Origin of the sequence: Pauljensenia sp. 20925_1_25 (assembly GCF_041433955.1) — a bacterium.
Lineage (GTDB): Bacteria > Actinomycetota > Actinomycetes > Actinomycetales > Actinomycetaceae > Pauljensenia.
In genome coordinates, this window is sequence record NZ_JAPWCL010000022.1 from 25,551 (window position 1) to 40,424 (window position 14,874).

The 14,874-nt window shown below is 63.6% G+C and carries 8 protein-coding genes and 1 riboswitch; of the genes, 7 read left to right on the top strand and 1 reads right to left on the bottom strand.

The window, feature by feature from the left end; translation table 11 throughout:
- Positions 1–56 precede the first annotated feature (56 nt).
- From O3932_RS09040 to O3932_RS09055, 4 genes are all read left to right on the top strand, one after another.
- On the top strand, positions 57–1,544 hold the full coding sequence (locus O3932_RS09040; RefSeq protein ID WP_296505126.1) for an oligosaccharide flippase family protein: 1,488 nt from the start codon (positions 57–59) through the stop codon (positions 1,542–1,544).
- Between the two features lie 116 nt (positions 1,545–1,660).
- Positions 1,661–5,173 (top strand): fibrinogen-like YCDxxxxGGGW domain-containing protein, encoded by a 3,513-nt coding sequence (locus O3932_RS09045; RefSeq protein WP_371537874.1) that lies wholly within the window; start codon positions 1,661–1,663, stop codon positions 5,171–5,173.
- 227 nt (positions 5,174–5,400) lie between these two features.
- Positions 5,401–8,871, top strand: a complete 3,471-nt coding sequence (locus O3932_RS09050) for a fibrinogen-like YCDxxxxGGGW domain-containing protein (RefSeq protein WP_371537877.1) — start codon at positions 5,401–5,403, stop codon at positions 8,869–8,871.
- Between the two features lie 4 nt (positions 8,872–8,875).
- Positions 8,876–9,661 (top strand): WecB/TagA/CpsF family glycosyltransferase, encoded by a 786-nt coding sequence (locus tag O3932_RS09055; protein ID WP_296505120.1) that lies wholly within the window; start codon positions 8,876–8,878, stop codon positions 9,659–9,661.
- A gap of 833 nt (positions 9,662–10,494) precedes the next feature.
- On the opposite strand, the gene O3932_RS09060 is transcribed toward O3932_RS09055, so the two are convergent.
- Positions 10,495–11,190, bottom strand: a complete 696-nt coding sequence (locus tag O3932_RS09060) for a sugar transferase (protein WP_009649220.1) — start codon at positions 11,188–11,190, stop codon at positions 10,495–10,497.
- 308 nt (positions 11,191–11,498) lie between these two features.
- A riboswitch (ZMP/ZTP riboswitch) is annotated at positions 11,499–11,584 on the top strand.
- 38 nt (positions 11,585–11,622) lie between these two features.
- On the opposite strand from O3932_RS09060, the gene glyA reads away from it, so the two are divergent.
- From glyA to O3932_RS09075, 3 genes are all read left to right on the top strand, one after another.
- Entirely contained in the window at positions 11,623–12,912 is a 1,290-nt protein-coding gene (gene glyA / locus O3932_RS09065; RefSeq protein ID WP_009649221.1) for a serine hydroxymethyltransferase, read from the top strand.
- Positions 12,909–13,817 carry a bifunctional methylenetetrahydrofolate dehydrogenase/methenyltetrahydrofolate cyclohydrolase gene (locus tag O3932_RS09070; protein WP_371537880.1) on the top strand — a complete coding sequence of 303 codons (909 nt, stop codon included), beginning with the start codon at positions 12,909–12,911 and terminating at the stop codon, positions 13,815–13,817. Before glyA ends, O3932_RS09070 begins: the two co-directional genes overlap by 4 nt.
- A gap of 126 nt (positions 13,818–13,943) precedes the next feature.
- The gene (locus O3932_RS09075; RefSeq protein WP_371537882.1) at positions 13,944–14,771 is read left to right on the top strand and encodes an exodeoxyribonuclease III; all 828 of its coding nucleotides are present in this window, start codon (positions 13,944–13,946) and stop codon (positions 14,769–14,771) included.
- The last annotated feature ends 103 nt before the right edge of the window (positions 14,772–14,874 follow it).

Below are 14,874 nucleotides of genomic sequence, written 5' to 3' on the forward strand. Positions count from 1 at the left end.
TTTCCCATCGATCGGTTATAGGGAAAGGCTACCGCGTGGTAGCGGGAAGGTTAATCATGAGTGAGGCAAATCAAGCCAGGCGGTCCCTCGCTCGCGGGGGCATCGTCGGGTTCGTCGGAGCCATGGCCTCGGCCATCCTGGGTTTCGCTTTCACGATCATTCTCTCGCGCATGTTGGGCGCGACCGGCGCGGGCGTCGTCACGCAGGCGACGGGTGTGTTCGCCATCGTCATGGCCTTGGCGAAGGTTGGCTTGGACTCCACGGCCATCTACCTGATGCCTCGCCTGTCCCTGGATGCGCCCCAGGAGATCCGCGCAACCCTGTCCTTTATGGCGACGATGACGGTGGGCGTGTCCACCGTGTGCGTCCTCGTTCTCGAGGCCGTGGCCCCGTTGATCTGGAATGCTGAGGTGTCGGGTGCGACCCGCGCTGTCCTCTGGTTCGTCCCGATCGGTGCACTCACGCTCGTGGCGTCCGCCGCGCTGCGGGCGCTGGGTAACATGCGTGAGTACGTGCTCGTCCAGAACCTGCTGCTGCCGGGCCTGCGTCCCCTTCTGGTGGCCCTGGCGGCCGCGCTGACGGGTTCTCTGGCGCTCGTCTCAGTCGCGTGGGCCCTGCCCTTCGTCGTGGTGCTGGTGGCATCTTGGTGGCTGCTGCTGCGGCACATGCCGTCGGTGGCGGACTCTGAGGGGCGCTGGCCGAGTGCGCAGCGTCGTCGTCAGGTCGTCTCCTTCGCGCTGCCTCGCACCCTGACTGCCGGTCTCGAGCAGGCCCTGCAGTGGCTGGACGTCCTGCTGGTCGGCCTGCTCGCGGGCGATGCTGCCTCGGGTATCTACGGCGGTGCGATCCGTTTCATTCAGGCGGGCATGGTCGTCGATACGGCCCTGCGCGTCGTCGTCTCTCCGCAGTTCTCCAAGCTCCTGCACCAGGAGCGCATCAAGGAGCTGCGCGACCTCTACGGCACGGCCTCTATCTGGCTGGTGCTTTTCGCCGCGCCGATCTACGCGCTCATGGCGATCTACGCTCCGGCTCTCATGAGGATCCTCGGTGATGGTTTCGCGCCGGGTGCGAACGTGCTCGTTGTCCTGTGCATCGGCTCTATCGTGACCTTCATGGCGGGCAACATTCACTCGCTGCTCATCATGAGTGGGCGCTCTGGGTGGGCGGCCGTGAACAAGGTTGTGGTGCTGACGCTGAACGTTGTGGGCAACGTCATTTTCATTCCTCGTGGAGGTATGGTCGCAGCTGCGGCGGTTTGGGCGTTTTGCATGGTGCTTGACGCTGTGATGGCGACCGTTCAGGTGTCGCGCTTCATCGGTGTGACACCGAAAATCTCTGAAGTGGTCAAGCCGATCCTTGTTGTGGGCGCATCTGCCGCAATTCCTGGTGGTTGTATAGCATGGTTGTGCGGACGCGATTCTTTCGTTGGGATGGTCGCTGGGTCAGCCCTCTCGGTCCTCGTTTTCGCTTGTGTTTGTTGGGCTTTTCGGGATCGGCTCCATCTCTCGGGACTTGGGTCCTTGGCAAAGAAAAAACGGGGGTAAGGAAGGGGTGTATGAGGCACCTGTGAAGGTTTGACTTGACCGGCCGGTTGATGGACTATTCCTTGTTGTGTAATCATTAGTGCAACAAGATTATTGTCCCGCTGAAAGGCCGTGTCATGGCTTCCGCACTTTCGCGCCTTGTAACCCTTGCATCTGCACCGATTATCGCGTGTGCATCGCTTGCGTTCGCCCCGATGGCGCACGCAGATGATGGCAATCCACCTCCCGTTTCTCCTGGTCAAACCGTCCTTCATGACGGTTTGAGCGCCGCCACCGCGGCGGCCTCGTGCTGGGACATCAAGCAGCGCGATCCCAACTCTCAGGACGGCACCTACTGGCTCCAGACCCCCGCGATGGACGCCCCCGCTCAGTTCTTCTGTGATCAGACCACAGATGGCGGCGGCTGGGTCATGATCGGTCGTGGCCGCGAAGGCTGGGAGCCGTGGAGCGGCGGCAAGGGCGATCCGGCCAAGCTCGCAACGCGCGAGCGTAACCAGTCGGCCTTCGACGTCGTTCAGCTCTCCAACGACGCTGTCAACGGCCTGCTCAACAATGAGGACGTCAAGGACCAGCCGGACGGCGTGCGCGTCCTGCGCTCGTGGAGCGCCTCGGGCCGCTCCTACCAGAAGCTGGACATGAAGTTCTCCAAGATGACGGACTTCGTGTGGCCCTTCAAGATGGCTCACCCGGTGAGCATCTCGATGGACGGTGCCAGCCCCGTCTCCGGCCTCCTGTGGAATACCCTCGGCTACGACCAGGGGTGGAACGCTCTCCAGGTCTACCCGTCGGCGCGCACCGGCTGGACTGTCGGCTGGGGATATGGCATCGGTGCCGGAAACTGGGGTGGCGACCTGAGTTCTGCGTCTTCCTTCTTCCACAAGAACGGCCAGACGGTCTTCGCCTACTCCGAGGCCTACGTGCGTCCGCGCGTTGCCTCCGACTCCTCGGCCTTCACCCGCATCCCGGACGAGGGCGAGGCTGGCTCCACCGTGAGCCGCGCCGTCTCCAACTACGCGGCCACAACCTCGTGGGGCGTCACCGGTAACATCAATGGCTCCTACGCGGAAGGATCCATTCAAGTCCAGGCCCTCAAGCAGGTCGGCTCCACCATGTACGTGGGTGGTAACTTCACCGGCGTCAAGCAGGGCGAGAACGGTTCCGAGAACCCGTCGCGCGGCCTGGCGGCCTTCGACGTCAATACGGGCGACTGGACCGGCCAGGCCTTCGACTTCAACAATCAGGTCAAGGCCCTCCTGCCCCTGCCCGACGGTCGCCTCCTCGTGGCCGGCGACTTCACGCGCGTCAACGGTGAGACTCACATCGGCACCGTCGTCATCAACCCCTCCACCGGTCAGGTCGACCCCTCGTGGGACCTGTCGATCACTAACGCGCTGAACGGCGGCCAGGTGAGCGTGCGCGCGCTCGACTACTACGACGGCAACGTCTACCTGGGTGGTGTCTTCACACACCTGAGTGGCGGCGGCTCCTCAAAGGTCTACGGGCGCAACGCTGCCCGCGTGTCCCTCGACGGGCGCCCCGACCGCAGCTGGAACCCGGAACTCAGCGGCTCCGTTCAGGCCGTGGGCGTCAGCGAGGCTAACGGTGCCTTCTACGCCGGCGGACACTTCACCCGTGCACACGGATCCGAGCGCGCCTGGTACGCCGCGAAGTTCTCGACCCAGCCCGGTGCCGCCCAGGACTTCGAATTCAATTTCGAACCTTCCACCGTGAGCGCCGGCAAGTACCAGCAGACCATCGCCACCGGAGGCAACCGCGTCTTCATCGGCGGCTCCGAGCACTCCCTGTTCGGCTACGACACCGGCACGAACTCGCGCACCTCCGGCACCGTCACCATGAGCATGGGCGGCGACATGCAGGCCAGCACCATCTCCTCCAAGAACGTCATTTACGGCTCCTGCCACTGCTCTGACGGGGCCTACCAGGACAAGTACGACTGGGCCGTGTCCGACCGCTGGTCTCGTATCGACGAGATCAAGTGGGTGGGTGCGTGGGACGCCACCACCGGTGAAAACCTGCACTGGACCCCCTTTGAGCTCTCCTCCAAGCGCAAGACCGGTGCGTGGGCGCTCACGACCGATACCAACGGCAACCTGTGGGTCGGCGGCGACTTCGACCTGTCGCACATCGACGCTTCGCGCACTCAGTGGAACGGTGGCTTTGCTCGCTACGACAACCGCGACAATGTAGCCCCCGAGACCCCGACGCTGGTGCGTACGACCGCTTCCACGGCCTCGTCCGTCACCCTGGCCTGGGAAGGCGTCTCCGACGCCGTCTCCTACGAGATCCTGCGCGACGATCGCCCGATCGCCTCCACGACCTCGGCCAGCGTTGAGGTCCCGCGCGGCGGCGACAACCGCTTCTTCGTGCGCGCCGTCGACGCTGCGGGCAACCGCTCCGCCACCACCGCCGTCTACGTGCCCCCGGCCGACGGCGAGGTCGATCCCGCCAACCCCGTCCTGCTGGAAACTGGTGCCACCTGGAGCTACCGCGCACTCAATAGCGCCGCCCCCGAGAACTGGACACAGACCTCGTTCGACGACTCCCAGTGGTCCACCGGTACCGCCCCGCTCGGCTACGGCGACCCGAGCATCGCGACCGTCCTGCAGTCGAACATCGCGCGCCCCGTGACCTCCTACTTCCGCTCGCACTTCACGGTCGCCGACGCCAAGGCACTCAAGGGTGTCACCGTGAAGTACCTGGCTGATGACGGTGCCGTGGTCTACGTCAATGGCGCCGAGGTTGATCGCACGCGCATCGACGCAGGTGCCGTGAGCTACACGACGCGAGCCAACGCCGCGCCGAGCTACAGCGCGGCCTCGAACCCCCTGTCCGAGGTCTTCGTGCCGGCCTCACTGCTCACCACCGGCGACAACGTCATCGCAGTCGAAACGCACGTGAACTACACGCGCAGTGCGACCGTGGGCATGTGGGCCTCCGTGACCCGCGTCGACGGAACACCCGATTCGGCTTCCGGGGACGACGATGTGAAGCCGCAGCCACAGCCCGCACCCGAGCCGGACCCGGTTCCCAACACTGAACCCTCAGCGCCCACAAACCTTGAGGACGCCACCAAGGCCATCGACGTGAGCGCCATGACGAACGGCGAGATCATCCCTTCGGCTTCCACCCAGTGGAACTACTGGACCGCCATGGCAGCTCCCGCCACTGACTGGGCAACGACCGCATCCCTGGCGGACTGGTCGCGCGGTGCAGGCCCCATCGGATGGGGAGACTCGGACGCGGCCACTCGCCTGGACATCGCCAAGAAGGATCGCCCCGTCACGTACTACTTCGCGCGTGACATCGACCTGGGCACCATCACCCCCAATACCAGCCTCACCTTCAAGGTGCGTGCGGACGACGGTGTTGTCTTGCGCATCAACGGACAGGTCGTGGACACGAAGCGTATGTCGCCTGGCAACATTAGCCACGACACGTACGCGAATGCGGCGGTTACTGCCCCCCAGGCGGCCTCCGATCTGCTCGAGGTGAAGATTCCTGCCAGCTACTTGACATCTGGGGTGAATCGCATCGGCGTTGAGGAACATATCAACTACAAGGGCACGCCGTCCATGTCCTTTGATTTGTCCGCAACAATGGCCAAATAGAGCGAACGTCGTGTCGCTTCATGCAGGTTGAGGTGATGTCATGACTAGTTTGGACAGTTTGACCGACCTCATATATTCCTGTTGACAGGAGGAGCCCTCGCCGTTCTGGCGAGGGCTCCTTCGTATGTGGTAGAACACTCTCGTTTTTGGCTAACCACATGGTTGAGCGTGATGGGTTTTCGTGACACTATAGGGGTAACCATTAATGCGATACCAGTGAGGATCCGATGAAGACTATCCGCCGCTGCTTGGCCCTCGGCCTAGCATCAATAACCGGTTTCGGAGTGCTTGCACTCAGCCCCGTCGCAGCTCAGGCGGCGGTTGACCCCCTCCACGATGGCCTCTCCGAAGCGACTGCTGCGGCCTCATGCTGGGAGATTAAGCAGAACAACCCACGCTCGTCGGACGGCACTTACTGGCTCCAGACGGCCACAATGGATGCCCCCGGCCAGTTCTTCTGCGACCAGACGACGGATGGCGGCGGCTGGGTCATGATCGGTCGCGGCCGTGAAGGCTGGGAAACCTGGAGCCAGGGCAATGGCGACCAGACTCGCCTCCAGACCCGCCCGCGCACTCCCGGCGACTTCGAGGTCGTCCAGGCGTCCCACGAGACCGTCAACGGACTGCTCGGAGGCACCAAAGTTTCTGACCTCCCGGACGGAGTCATGGTCCAGCGTGCCTGGAACCACCGAGGCAGCGCCTACCAGACCGTGCGCATGCAGTTCCCCAAGATGCGTGACTTCATCTGGCCCTTCAAGAGCGCCCACCCCGTCAACGTCAAGTTCAACCGCGAGTGGTGGGTCAACGGCGGTATCGTGTGGTCAGGCTTCGGCACGAACACCAGCTGGGGCTACGTCAACCTGAACGCTTCTCCTCAGAACCAGTACACGATGGGCTTTGGCTATGGTCCCCTCGCGTCCTCCTGGTACGACACCTCCTCCTCGACGTCGTTCTTCCACCGCAACGGCTCCATCATCAATCCCTACGCGGAGGTCTACATCCGTCCCGAGCTGAGCTCCACGGACTCCTCTTTCCGCGCCATCGGTGACGGCGGCACTGCCGCAGAGACCCAGAAGGCATCGGTCTCCGAATATGCGACCCCCACGACGTGGGGCGTGACCGGTAACCTCAACGGCTCCATCCAAGAGGGAAGCATTCAGGTCCAGGCCTTCGAACAGGTCGGCTCGACCATGTACGTCGGCGGTAACTTCACCGGCGTGCAGAAGGGCAAGAACGGCTTGGAGACCACCAGCCGTGGCCTGGCAGCCTTCGATGCCACCACCGGTGACTGGAACGGTCAGACCTTCGACTTCAACAACCAGGTGAAGGACCTCGTCGAGCTGCCCGGCGGTAAGCTGCTGGCAGTCGGTGACTTCACCAAGGTCAACGGTGAAACCCACGTCGGAACCGTCCTGATCGACGCTGCCACCGGCCAGATTGATCCCTCGTGGGACCTGCAGATCCGCAACGGCAACGCATCCGTCGTGACCGTTAAGGCTGCAAAGGTCATCGGCCAGCATATCTACCTGGGCGGCGCGTTCACGCACCTGACGGGTAACGGCTCCTCCTCCGTGTACGCCCGCAACGGTGCCCGCCTGGACCTGTCCGGCAAGCCTGACCGCTCCTGGAACCCCGAGTTCAACGGCAGTGTCATCGACATCGACGTGGACGAGAACGACTCCTATTACTACGCCGCGGGCCACTTCACTCGTGCACACGACCTCGTTGCCGAAAATGCTGCCCGTCTGGGCACCGGGGCCGGAGCCGAGCTCGACCAGTCCTGGTCCTTCCGCCACTCCTACTTCATCGGCAAGTACCAGCAGGCTGTCACCGTCGGTAATGGGCGTGTCTACTTCGGTGGCTCCCAGCACTCGCTGTTCGGCTACAACACCTCCGACATGACCCGTACCTCCGGTTCCATCACCATGCAGAACGGCGGCGACCTGCAGGCGACCACTGCCTCTGCGACCGGCGTCGTCTACGGCTCCTGCCACTGCTCCGACTACGCTTTCCAGGACGCCTACCAGTACCTCGCCCTCGGCGACACATGGACGCGCGCCGACGAGATCCAGTGGGTCGGCGGATGGGACCAGGCCACCGGTCGCCAGATCGGCTGGACGCCCTACCGTCTGTCCTCTCTGCGCTCCACTGGTGCCTGGGCCCTCGAAATGGGTGATGACGGAGCCCTGTGGGCCGGCGGTGACTTCAACTTCTCCTACACTTCCAAGACGGCCGGCCAGTGGTCCGGCGGCTGGGTGCGCATGCCCGCACGCAGCGCCACCGCCCCCGCCGTGCCCGCCAATCTGCGCGCCTCCGACGGCAACGCGAAGGAAGTAACCCTCAAGTGGTCGTCCGTGCCCGGTGCCGAGTCCTACGACATCCTGCGCGATGATCGCACAATCGCCACCACGACCTCGACCTCCATCACCGTGCCCCTGGGAGGCAATAACCGCTTCTTCGTGCGCGCCGTCGCCTCCGACGGCCTGCGAGGTGCCTCGACCCACGCCTACACAGTCGACGCCAACGGCCAGCCGACCCAGCCCGACGACTCGACCATCCTCGTTGAGGACGACGCCACCTGGGCGTACCACTGGTCGACCGACGCCGTGCCCGCAGACTGGGCCCAGACCTCGTACGACGACTCCTCGTGGAGCCGCGGCACCGCACCCATCGGCTACGGCGCAGCCGACCTGGGCACCACGCTCAAGCCCGGCACACCCAAGACCCGCCCGCTGACCACCTACGCGCGCACCACCTTCACTGTCGCTGACCCCACTGCCATCGGCGGCGTGAACGTTGCGGTGACGGCCGACGACGGTGCCGTGGTCTACGTCAACGGCACCGAGATCGTACGCCAGCGCATGAACGATGGTGCCGTCACCGCCGGAACCTACGCGTCCGCCTCCGTGACGACCGCCTCCGCGCGCGCCGACCGTCAGCTGGTCTTCGTCCCCGCGTCCCAGCTCGTCGCTGGAACCAACACCCTGGCCGTCGAGACACACCTCAACTACCGGTCCAGCTCCTCGATGACCATCGACGGCACCGTCCAGGTCGTGGCAAAGGCTGATGTGCCCGAACCCGAGCCGCAGCCCGAACCCGAGCCGGAACCCGCGCCGCAGCCCGACCCGGACAAGCCAATCACCCCGGATCCCGATCAGCCCCTCGAGGTACTCGACGTATCCGGCGTGAACTTCGGTGAGTTCCTGCCCACCGGACAGTACTGGAACTACTGGAACTCCAAGGACGCTCCCGACGCCGCGTGGAACTCTACTGCCGACCTGTCAAAGTGGAAGCACGGAGCCAGCCCGCTGGGCTGGGGCGACCGCGACGCCGCTACCCCCTTCGTGCTCGCCGCCTCCGAGCGACCCATCACAACCTACTTCGCCCGTGACGTGAACCTGGGCACCATCAGCGCTGACTTCGAGCTTACCCTCGACGTTCGCGTCGACGACGGCGCCGTCATCTACGTCAACGGAACCGAAGTAAAGCGCGTGAACATGCCGGAAGGTACCGTCACGAACAACACCAACGCCAAGTCCAACGTGTCCCTCGGCGCAGCCAAGAAGAATCTTGCCACGGTGTCCGTCCCGCGTGATGTTCTCAAGGACGGTGTTAACCGCATCGCGGTCGAAGAGCACGCCAACTACGCTGGTGCCGTCTCAGTTTCCTTCGACCTGAAGGCAAGCCTGCTAAGGTAGGACTATGACTGACAAGTCGCTCGTCGCTGGCGGTCTCGACACGAACGAGGCCGCCAGCGCGGTCGGTGCCAACACGTCCGACCCTGCTTTCATTGCTATGGCCCAGCGCGTGCTCAGCCGTGGGCACGCGACCACCTGGCTCAATCACTGGTCCCTGCTACACGCCGACTTCCGCGCGCTCGCGCGCATGGACACTGTCGGCTTCGATGGGACCCTCCTGCAAATGCGTTTGCGCGGTGCCGGGCACGAGATCGAACGCACCTCCGCCGACCTTGTTCTGCCCCACGTCTTTTCCCGCCTCGACGATGGAACCCGCATCACTCTGATCGGTGCCGTTCCTGAGGCCGGGCGTGCTGCAGCTGAGCGCCTCAGTCGCTTTGACGTCCAGGTTATCGATGGATACGACGGCCTCCGCCGCTTCAAGGTGAACCCGAGTTTGCTCTCGTCTTTCGATCCTCGTCTGGTAATTGTCGGACTCGGAGCTGGTCTGCAGGAAGTCGTCGCTTCCGTCGCGCGGGACCTCGTTCCCCAGGCGTCTGTGTGTACTGCTGGCGGCTGGATCGACCAGTATGCAAAGGCAGCCGATGACTACTTCCCCGACTGGGTCCACAACGCTCGCCTGGGCTGGGCGTGGCGCATCGCGCACGAACCCAAGCGCCTGACGAAGCGCTACACGGTGGAGGCTCTGGACTTCATTGCTCACTGGCCTGAGCTGATTCGTCGCCTTGAGGCCATGGGCACCTTCGACGAGCTGGGCCTCGTCGTGGAGAAGAAGGCGTCGCAGGCGTGATACGCGCGGCGTAAGTGATGCTCGCTGAGGCGGGCCGAACCCCACGGGTTCGGCCCGCCTCGCCGTATGGTCTCAGCTGGGTGTACGTGTCGCGCTGACAGCACCATCTCCCGGGTCAACACCATGTGTTTCGGAATGGGCGCAGTCGTGCGTTGACATAGGTCTGGCTGGGTATGTCGTGAGGATGCAAGAGATTGCCAGACGTTCGAAGTCTGGCGGTCTGCGAGGCGTATGACATGCGAGATAAGACACTATGACACTTTCTGTCAAGATGTGTGTCGAGCATAATATGCGGCTCTTAGACCTGATTCCAAGTGGTCATCGCGTCTCATGGGCGGATGGAAAAAGGTTGCACGTGCCACTGACGAATATGCAGGTTGTTAGGTGTGCAACAACCGTTATTGAGGTTTTGACATCGGCTTTCAGGAGGTCGAAGAGCGGGTTTGACGGTGGCAGTGTCAAACGACTGTGGGCATCATCGATGCTCAAATCTAGCATGTGGTATTGCCGCTCCTGCTGTGATGGTTCCGATAGGGGAGGTGAGCTGTCCTACTGGTCCCTCGAGTCTGTCAGTGCGTATGTCATCGTGGAGTCAGTTATGTGCCGTCGGCGCACGTAATGTTTGTGAGGGTGCTGCTGGCGCTCCTGGCTGACTCTGATTGCGCCAGCGTCTGCGCGTTGTTCCGAGGGTTTGAGGTGTCTTCAAGGCGCTGTGGCGACCTTTTATAGCGCGCCCCTATCTATGCGGGCATGCGACGCATTGTGTGCGTCAAAGGGTGAGGCCCGAGCCGTTTGGCTCGGGCCTCACCCTATTCACACACACGCAGAAAGAATCAGTAGGCTCCCTCGTGGCGCAGCAGAGCGGGAATGGTCTGCAGCACGATCCATGCATCGAGCGTGAGGGAACGGTGCTGGGCGTAGGACAGGTCCAGGTGGACTGTCTCGTCCCAGGAAAGGTTGGAGCGCCCGGAGATCTGCCACAGGCCGGTAATGCCGGGGCGGACCGCGAACTTGCCCATGACGCGCGGCTCGTACTGCGCAACCTCGCTGGGGAGCGGGGGGCGCGGGCCGACGAGAGACATATCACCGCGAAGAACGTTGAAGAGCTGGGGGAGCTCGTCGATCGAAGTCTTACGCAGGAAGGCGCCGATGCGGGTGACGCGGGGGTCGTTCGCCATCTTGAACATGACGGAATTACCGGCGCTGGCGTCGGCCTCGTTAGCCTCGGCGAGCGAGGCCTTCATGGCTTCCGCATCAACGTGCATGGTGCGGAACTTAAACATGGTAAAAGTCGTGCCGTCGAGGCCCACGCGCTCCTGCTTGAAGAAAGCAGGGCCGCCGTCGTGTAGGCGCACCATCGCTGCAACGATGATCCATACCGGTGTCAGCAGGATGATGCCGATAAGCGAGGCGATAATGTCGCACATGCGCTTGATGGCGTTGTCGGCGGACGCGGCGAAATCCGACGCATGCTCGAATGCGAGAGCCGTTGAGGCGGCGCGTGCAGTTGGCTTCGTCAAAGTTGTCATCTGTGCGTCTTCCTTCTACTTCTTCAAACTCAAATACTGTAGGTTGGTTAGAGGAGTGGATCCCCCGATGGTCAGGACATTTACTGAGTAAGTAATTCCTGGGCGCCTCAGTCACCGTTAGGTGTTAACCCTAGTCTATCCATACGGTTAACTTATTTGCTAACCAAAGGGTTAAGTACAAGCGAAAATGGGCTGTGATTTCACACATTGAGACTGTCTGACGAGTCGCGGTGTCATGTTAGGTGACCGTTCGGTCGATTGCTGACATCTTGGCAGAATGCGCGGGTTAACGGGGGGAGATAGACTTGTACACGCGTCGTGACTGGCGAAATAGGTGGGGTACCACCGGGGAGCGGCGTGCCTGCATCGAGAGCCGCCCGCCTGGGCTTGAAGTTGCCGACATCACATTCGACTGATCAACAGGAGAACCATATGGACTCCCTCAACGACATGACACTGGCGCAGCTGGATCCGGAAATCCAGGCAGTGCTGGACGCCGAACTGGGACGTCAGCGAGACACCCTCGAGATGATCGCATCTGAGAATTTCGTTCCGCGTGCAGTCCTTCAAGCCCAGGGCTCCGTCCTGACAAACAAGTACGCAGAGGGCTACCCGGGTCGTCGCTACTACGGCGGTTGCGAGTTTGTCGATGTTGCTGAATCGCTCGCCATTGAGCGTGCCAAGCAGGTCTTCGGCGGCGACTACGTCAACGTTCAGCCCCACGCGGGTGCGCAGGCTAATGCTGCCGCCCTCATGGCAATGGCAAACGTCGGTGACCCGATCCTGGGTCTGTCCCTGGCACACGGCGGCCACCTGACTCACGGCATGCGCCTGAATTTCTCGGGCAAGCACTACAGGGCGGTCGCCTATGAGGTCGACCGCGAGACCATGCGTATTGAACCCGAGAAGGTCCGTGAGGCTGCCCTCGCCGAACGCCCGCGCGTGATCATCGCCGGCTGGTCGGCCTACCCGCGTCACCTCGACTTCCAGGCATTCCGTGACATCGCAGACGAGGTTGGCGCAGCCCTCTGGGTGGATATGGCTCACTTCGCTGGCCTCGTGGCCGCAGGCCTGCATCCGAACCCCGTCCCCTTCGCCGACGTCGTCACGACGACGGTTCACAAGACCCTGGGCGGGCCTCGTTCCGGCATGATCCTGTCCTCGCGCGGCGAGCAGTGGGGCAAGAAGCTCAACACCGCCGTGTTCCCCGGCCAGCAGGGCGGCCCCCTCATGCACGTGATCGCCGCGAAGGCCATTGCCATGAAGGTCGCGCAGACCGAGGAGTTCAAGGATCGCCAGCGTCGTACCCTCGAGGGCGCGCAGATTCTTGCGGAGCGTCTGGGCGCTGACGACGCAAAGAACGCGGGCATCAAGCTGGTCACCGGCGGCACCGACGTGCACCTGGTCCTCGTTGATCTCGTCGAGTCCGAGCTCAACGGCAAGCAGGCCGAAGACCTGCTGCACGAAGTTGGCATCACCGTCAACCGCAACGCGGTGCCCTTTGACCCGCGTCCGCCGGCCGTCACCTCGGGTCTGCGCATCGGCACCCCCGCCCTCGCGACGCGCGGTTTCGACGCCGAGGACTTCGCGGAGGTCGCAGACATCATCGGTACGACGCTGGCGCAGGGCGCGTCTGGCAGCAATGTTGAGGTGGATGCGCTGCGTGCCCGCGTCAAGAAGCTCACGGACAAGCACCCCCTGTACGCGGGACTCGAGCAGTGAGGGCTCCCTGGGAGGGACCCGCGCGGGTTCTTGACGGCACGGCGACAGCCGCAGCTATCAAGGCTGAACTTAAGGAGCGCGTGGATCGCTTGCGCGATCTCGGGGTCGTCCCGGGCCTCGGCACGATTCTTGTGGGCGAGGACCCCGGGTCCGTTGCCTACGTCGCCGGCAAGCACCGCGACTGTGCCCAGATCGGCGCGGAGTCGATCCGCGTGGACCTGCCCGCGGACGCGACGCAGGAGCAGGTGGAGGCTGCCATCGATCAGCTCAACGCTGATCCGGCGTGCACGGGATACATCGTGCAGCTGCCGCTTCCTCGTGGCATCGACACCAACGCGGTCCTGGAACGCATTGATCCGGCCAAGGACGCGGATGGGCTGCACCCGATGAACCTTGGTCGCCTGGTCCTGCGCGGTTCGGGTCCCATCGACTCGCCGCTGCCTTGCACGCCGCGCGCGGTCATCGAGCTCGTGGAGCGCCACGGGATCGACCTGGCTGGTAAGAACGTGTGTGTGGTTGGGCGTGGCGTGACCGTGGGTCGTTCGATCGGTCTGCTGTTCATGCGCAAGGAAGTGAACGCGACGGTCGATGTGTGTCACACGGGCACGATCAACCTGGCTGATCACGTGCGCCGAGCGGACGTGATCGTGGCTGCGGCGGGTTCTGCGGGAATCATTACTCCCGAGATGGTGGCCCCCGGCGCGGTTGTCCTGGATGTCGGCGTGAGCCGCGTGACGGACGCCGACGGTAAGGCCCGCCTCAAAGGCGATGTCGCGGACGGCGTCGATCAGGTCGCCAGCTGGCTCAGCCCGAACCCGGGTGGAGTCGGGCCGATGACGCGTGCTCTGCTCGTCACGAACGTCGTCGAGGCAGCGGAACGTCAGGCGGGCCTCGGCCCCCAGTAAGCGGACCCTGCCGGTGACAATCGGTAGACACCTGATAACACGCGGGAGGCGCGGCGAGGAATCCAACTCCTCGCCGCGCCTCCTCGTTCCTCTAGACTGGAGAAAAACTCGCGTAAGGAGAAAACGATGACCCTGACGGTGACCACCGTGAACCTCAACGGCATTCGCGCCGCCCACAAGCGCGGCTTCCTCGACTGGCTGGGGGCGTCTGACACGGATGTGCTGCTCATGCAGGAGGTGCGTGCACCGGAGGAGATCTCCCGCGAGATTATGGGCGAGGCCTGGGATAGTGTGTGGGTTCCCTGCCGCATCAAGGGGCGCGCGGGCGTGGGTGTGGCCGTGCGACGCGGGCACGCGTGCCTGGAGGGCGATCCCCGCCTGATCCTCGATGATGCTGAGTCGGACGTGGATTCGGGCCGGTGGCTTGAGGCTGTCGTGCGCCCCGAGGGCGGCGAGACCCCGGTTCGTGTCGTCTCCGCTTACTTCCACTCGGGTGAGAAGGATACGCCCAAGCAGGAGGCGAAGATGGCGCACCTGCCGCGCATCGGGGCGCGCATGGCCGAGCTGCTCGCCGAGGAGGCGGGCGGAGGCATGTCGTCGCTCGTGTGCGGTGACTTCAACGTTGTGCGCTCGCAGGCCGACATCAAGAACTGGAAGCCGAACCACAACAAGCGCGCGGGCGTCCTCGATGAGGAGATCGCCTTCCTCAACCAGTGGGTGGACGAGGGCTGGCGTGATACCGTGCGTGACCTGGCTGGCGACGTGCAGGGTCCCTACTCGTGGTGGTCGTGGCGCGGTCAGGCCTTCGTCAATAACGCGGGCTGGCGCATCGATTACCAGTACGCGACGCCGGCCCTGGGGGAGCGCGCGCGTTCCTTCGAGATTGGCCGCGCCGACGAGTATGCGGAGCGTTTCTCGGATCACGCGCCCGTCTCGGTGACCTACGACATCTGACGTTTCATCGACGAGGCCGTGGCTGGCTTGGGAGCGGAGGTGTCCTAGGCGGCCACGGCCTTTCGTGTATGCGCGCGGAGGTTGTGCCTGGCTGTGGTGCCTG

Bases quoted from the DNA above. Each gene is read 5' to 3' on its own strand.
- O3932_RS09040 (WP_296505126.1), top strand. From the start codon at position 57: ATGAGTGAGGCAAATCAAGCCAGGCGGTCCCTCGCTCGCGGGGGCATC.
- O3932_RS09050 (WP_371537877.1), top strand. From the start codon at position 5,401: ATGAAGACTATCCGCCGCTGCTTGGCCCTCGGCCTAGCATCAATAACC.
- O3932_RS09055 (WP_296505120.1), top strand. From the start codon at position 8,876: ATGACTGACAAGTCGCTCGTCGCTGGCGGTCTCGACACGAACGAGGCC.
- O3932_RS09075 (WP_371537882.1), top strand. From the start codon at position 13,944: ATGACCCTGACGGTGACCACCGTGAACCTCAACGGCATTCGCGCCGCC.
- glyA (WP_009649221.1), top strand. From the start codon at position 11,623: ATGGACTCCCTCAACGACATGACACTGGCGCAGCTGGATCCGGAAATC.
- O3932_RS09045 (WP_371537874.1), top strand. From the start codon at position 1,661: ATGGCTTCCGCACTTTCGCGCCTTGTAACCCTTGCATCTGCACCGATT.
- O3932_RS09060 (WP_009649220.1), bottom strand. From the start codon at position 11,190: ATGACAACTTTGACGAAGCCAACTGCACGCGCCGCCTCAACGGCTCTC.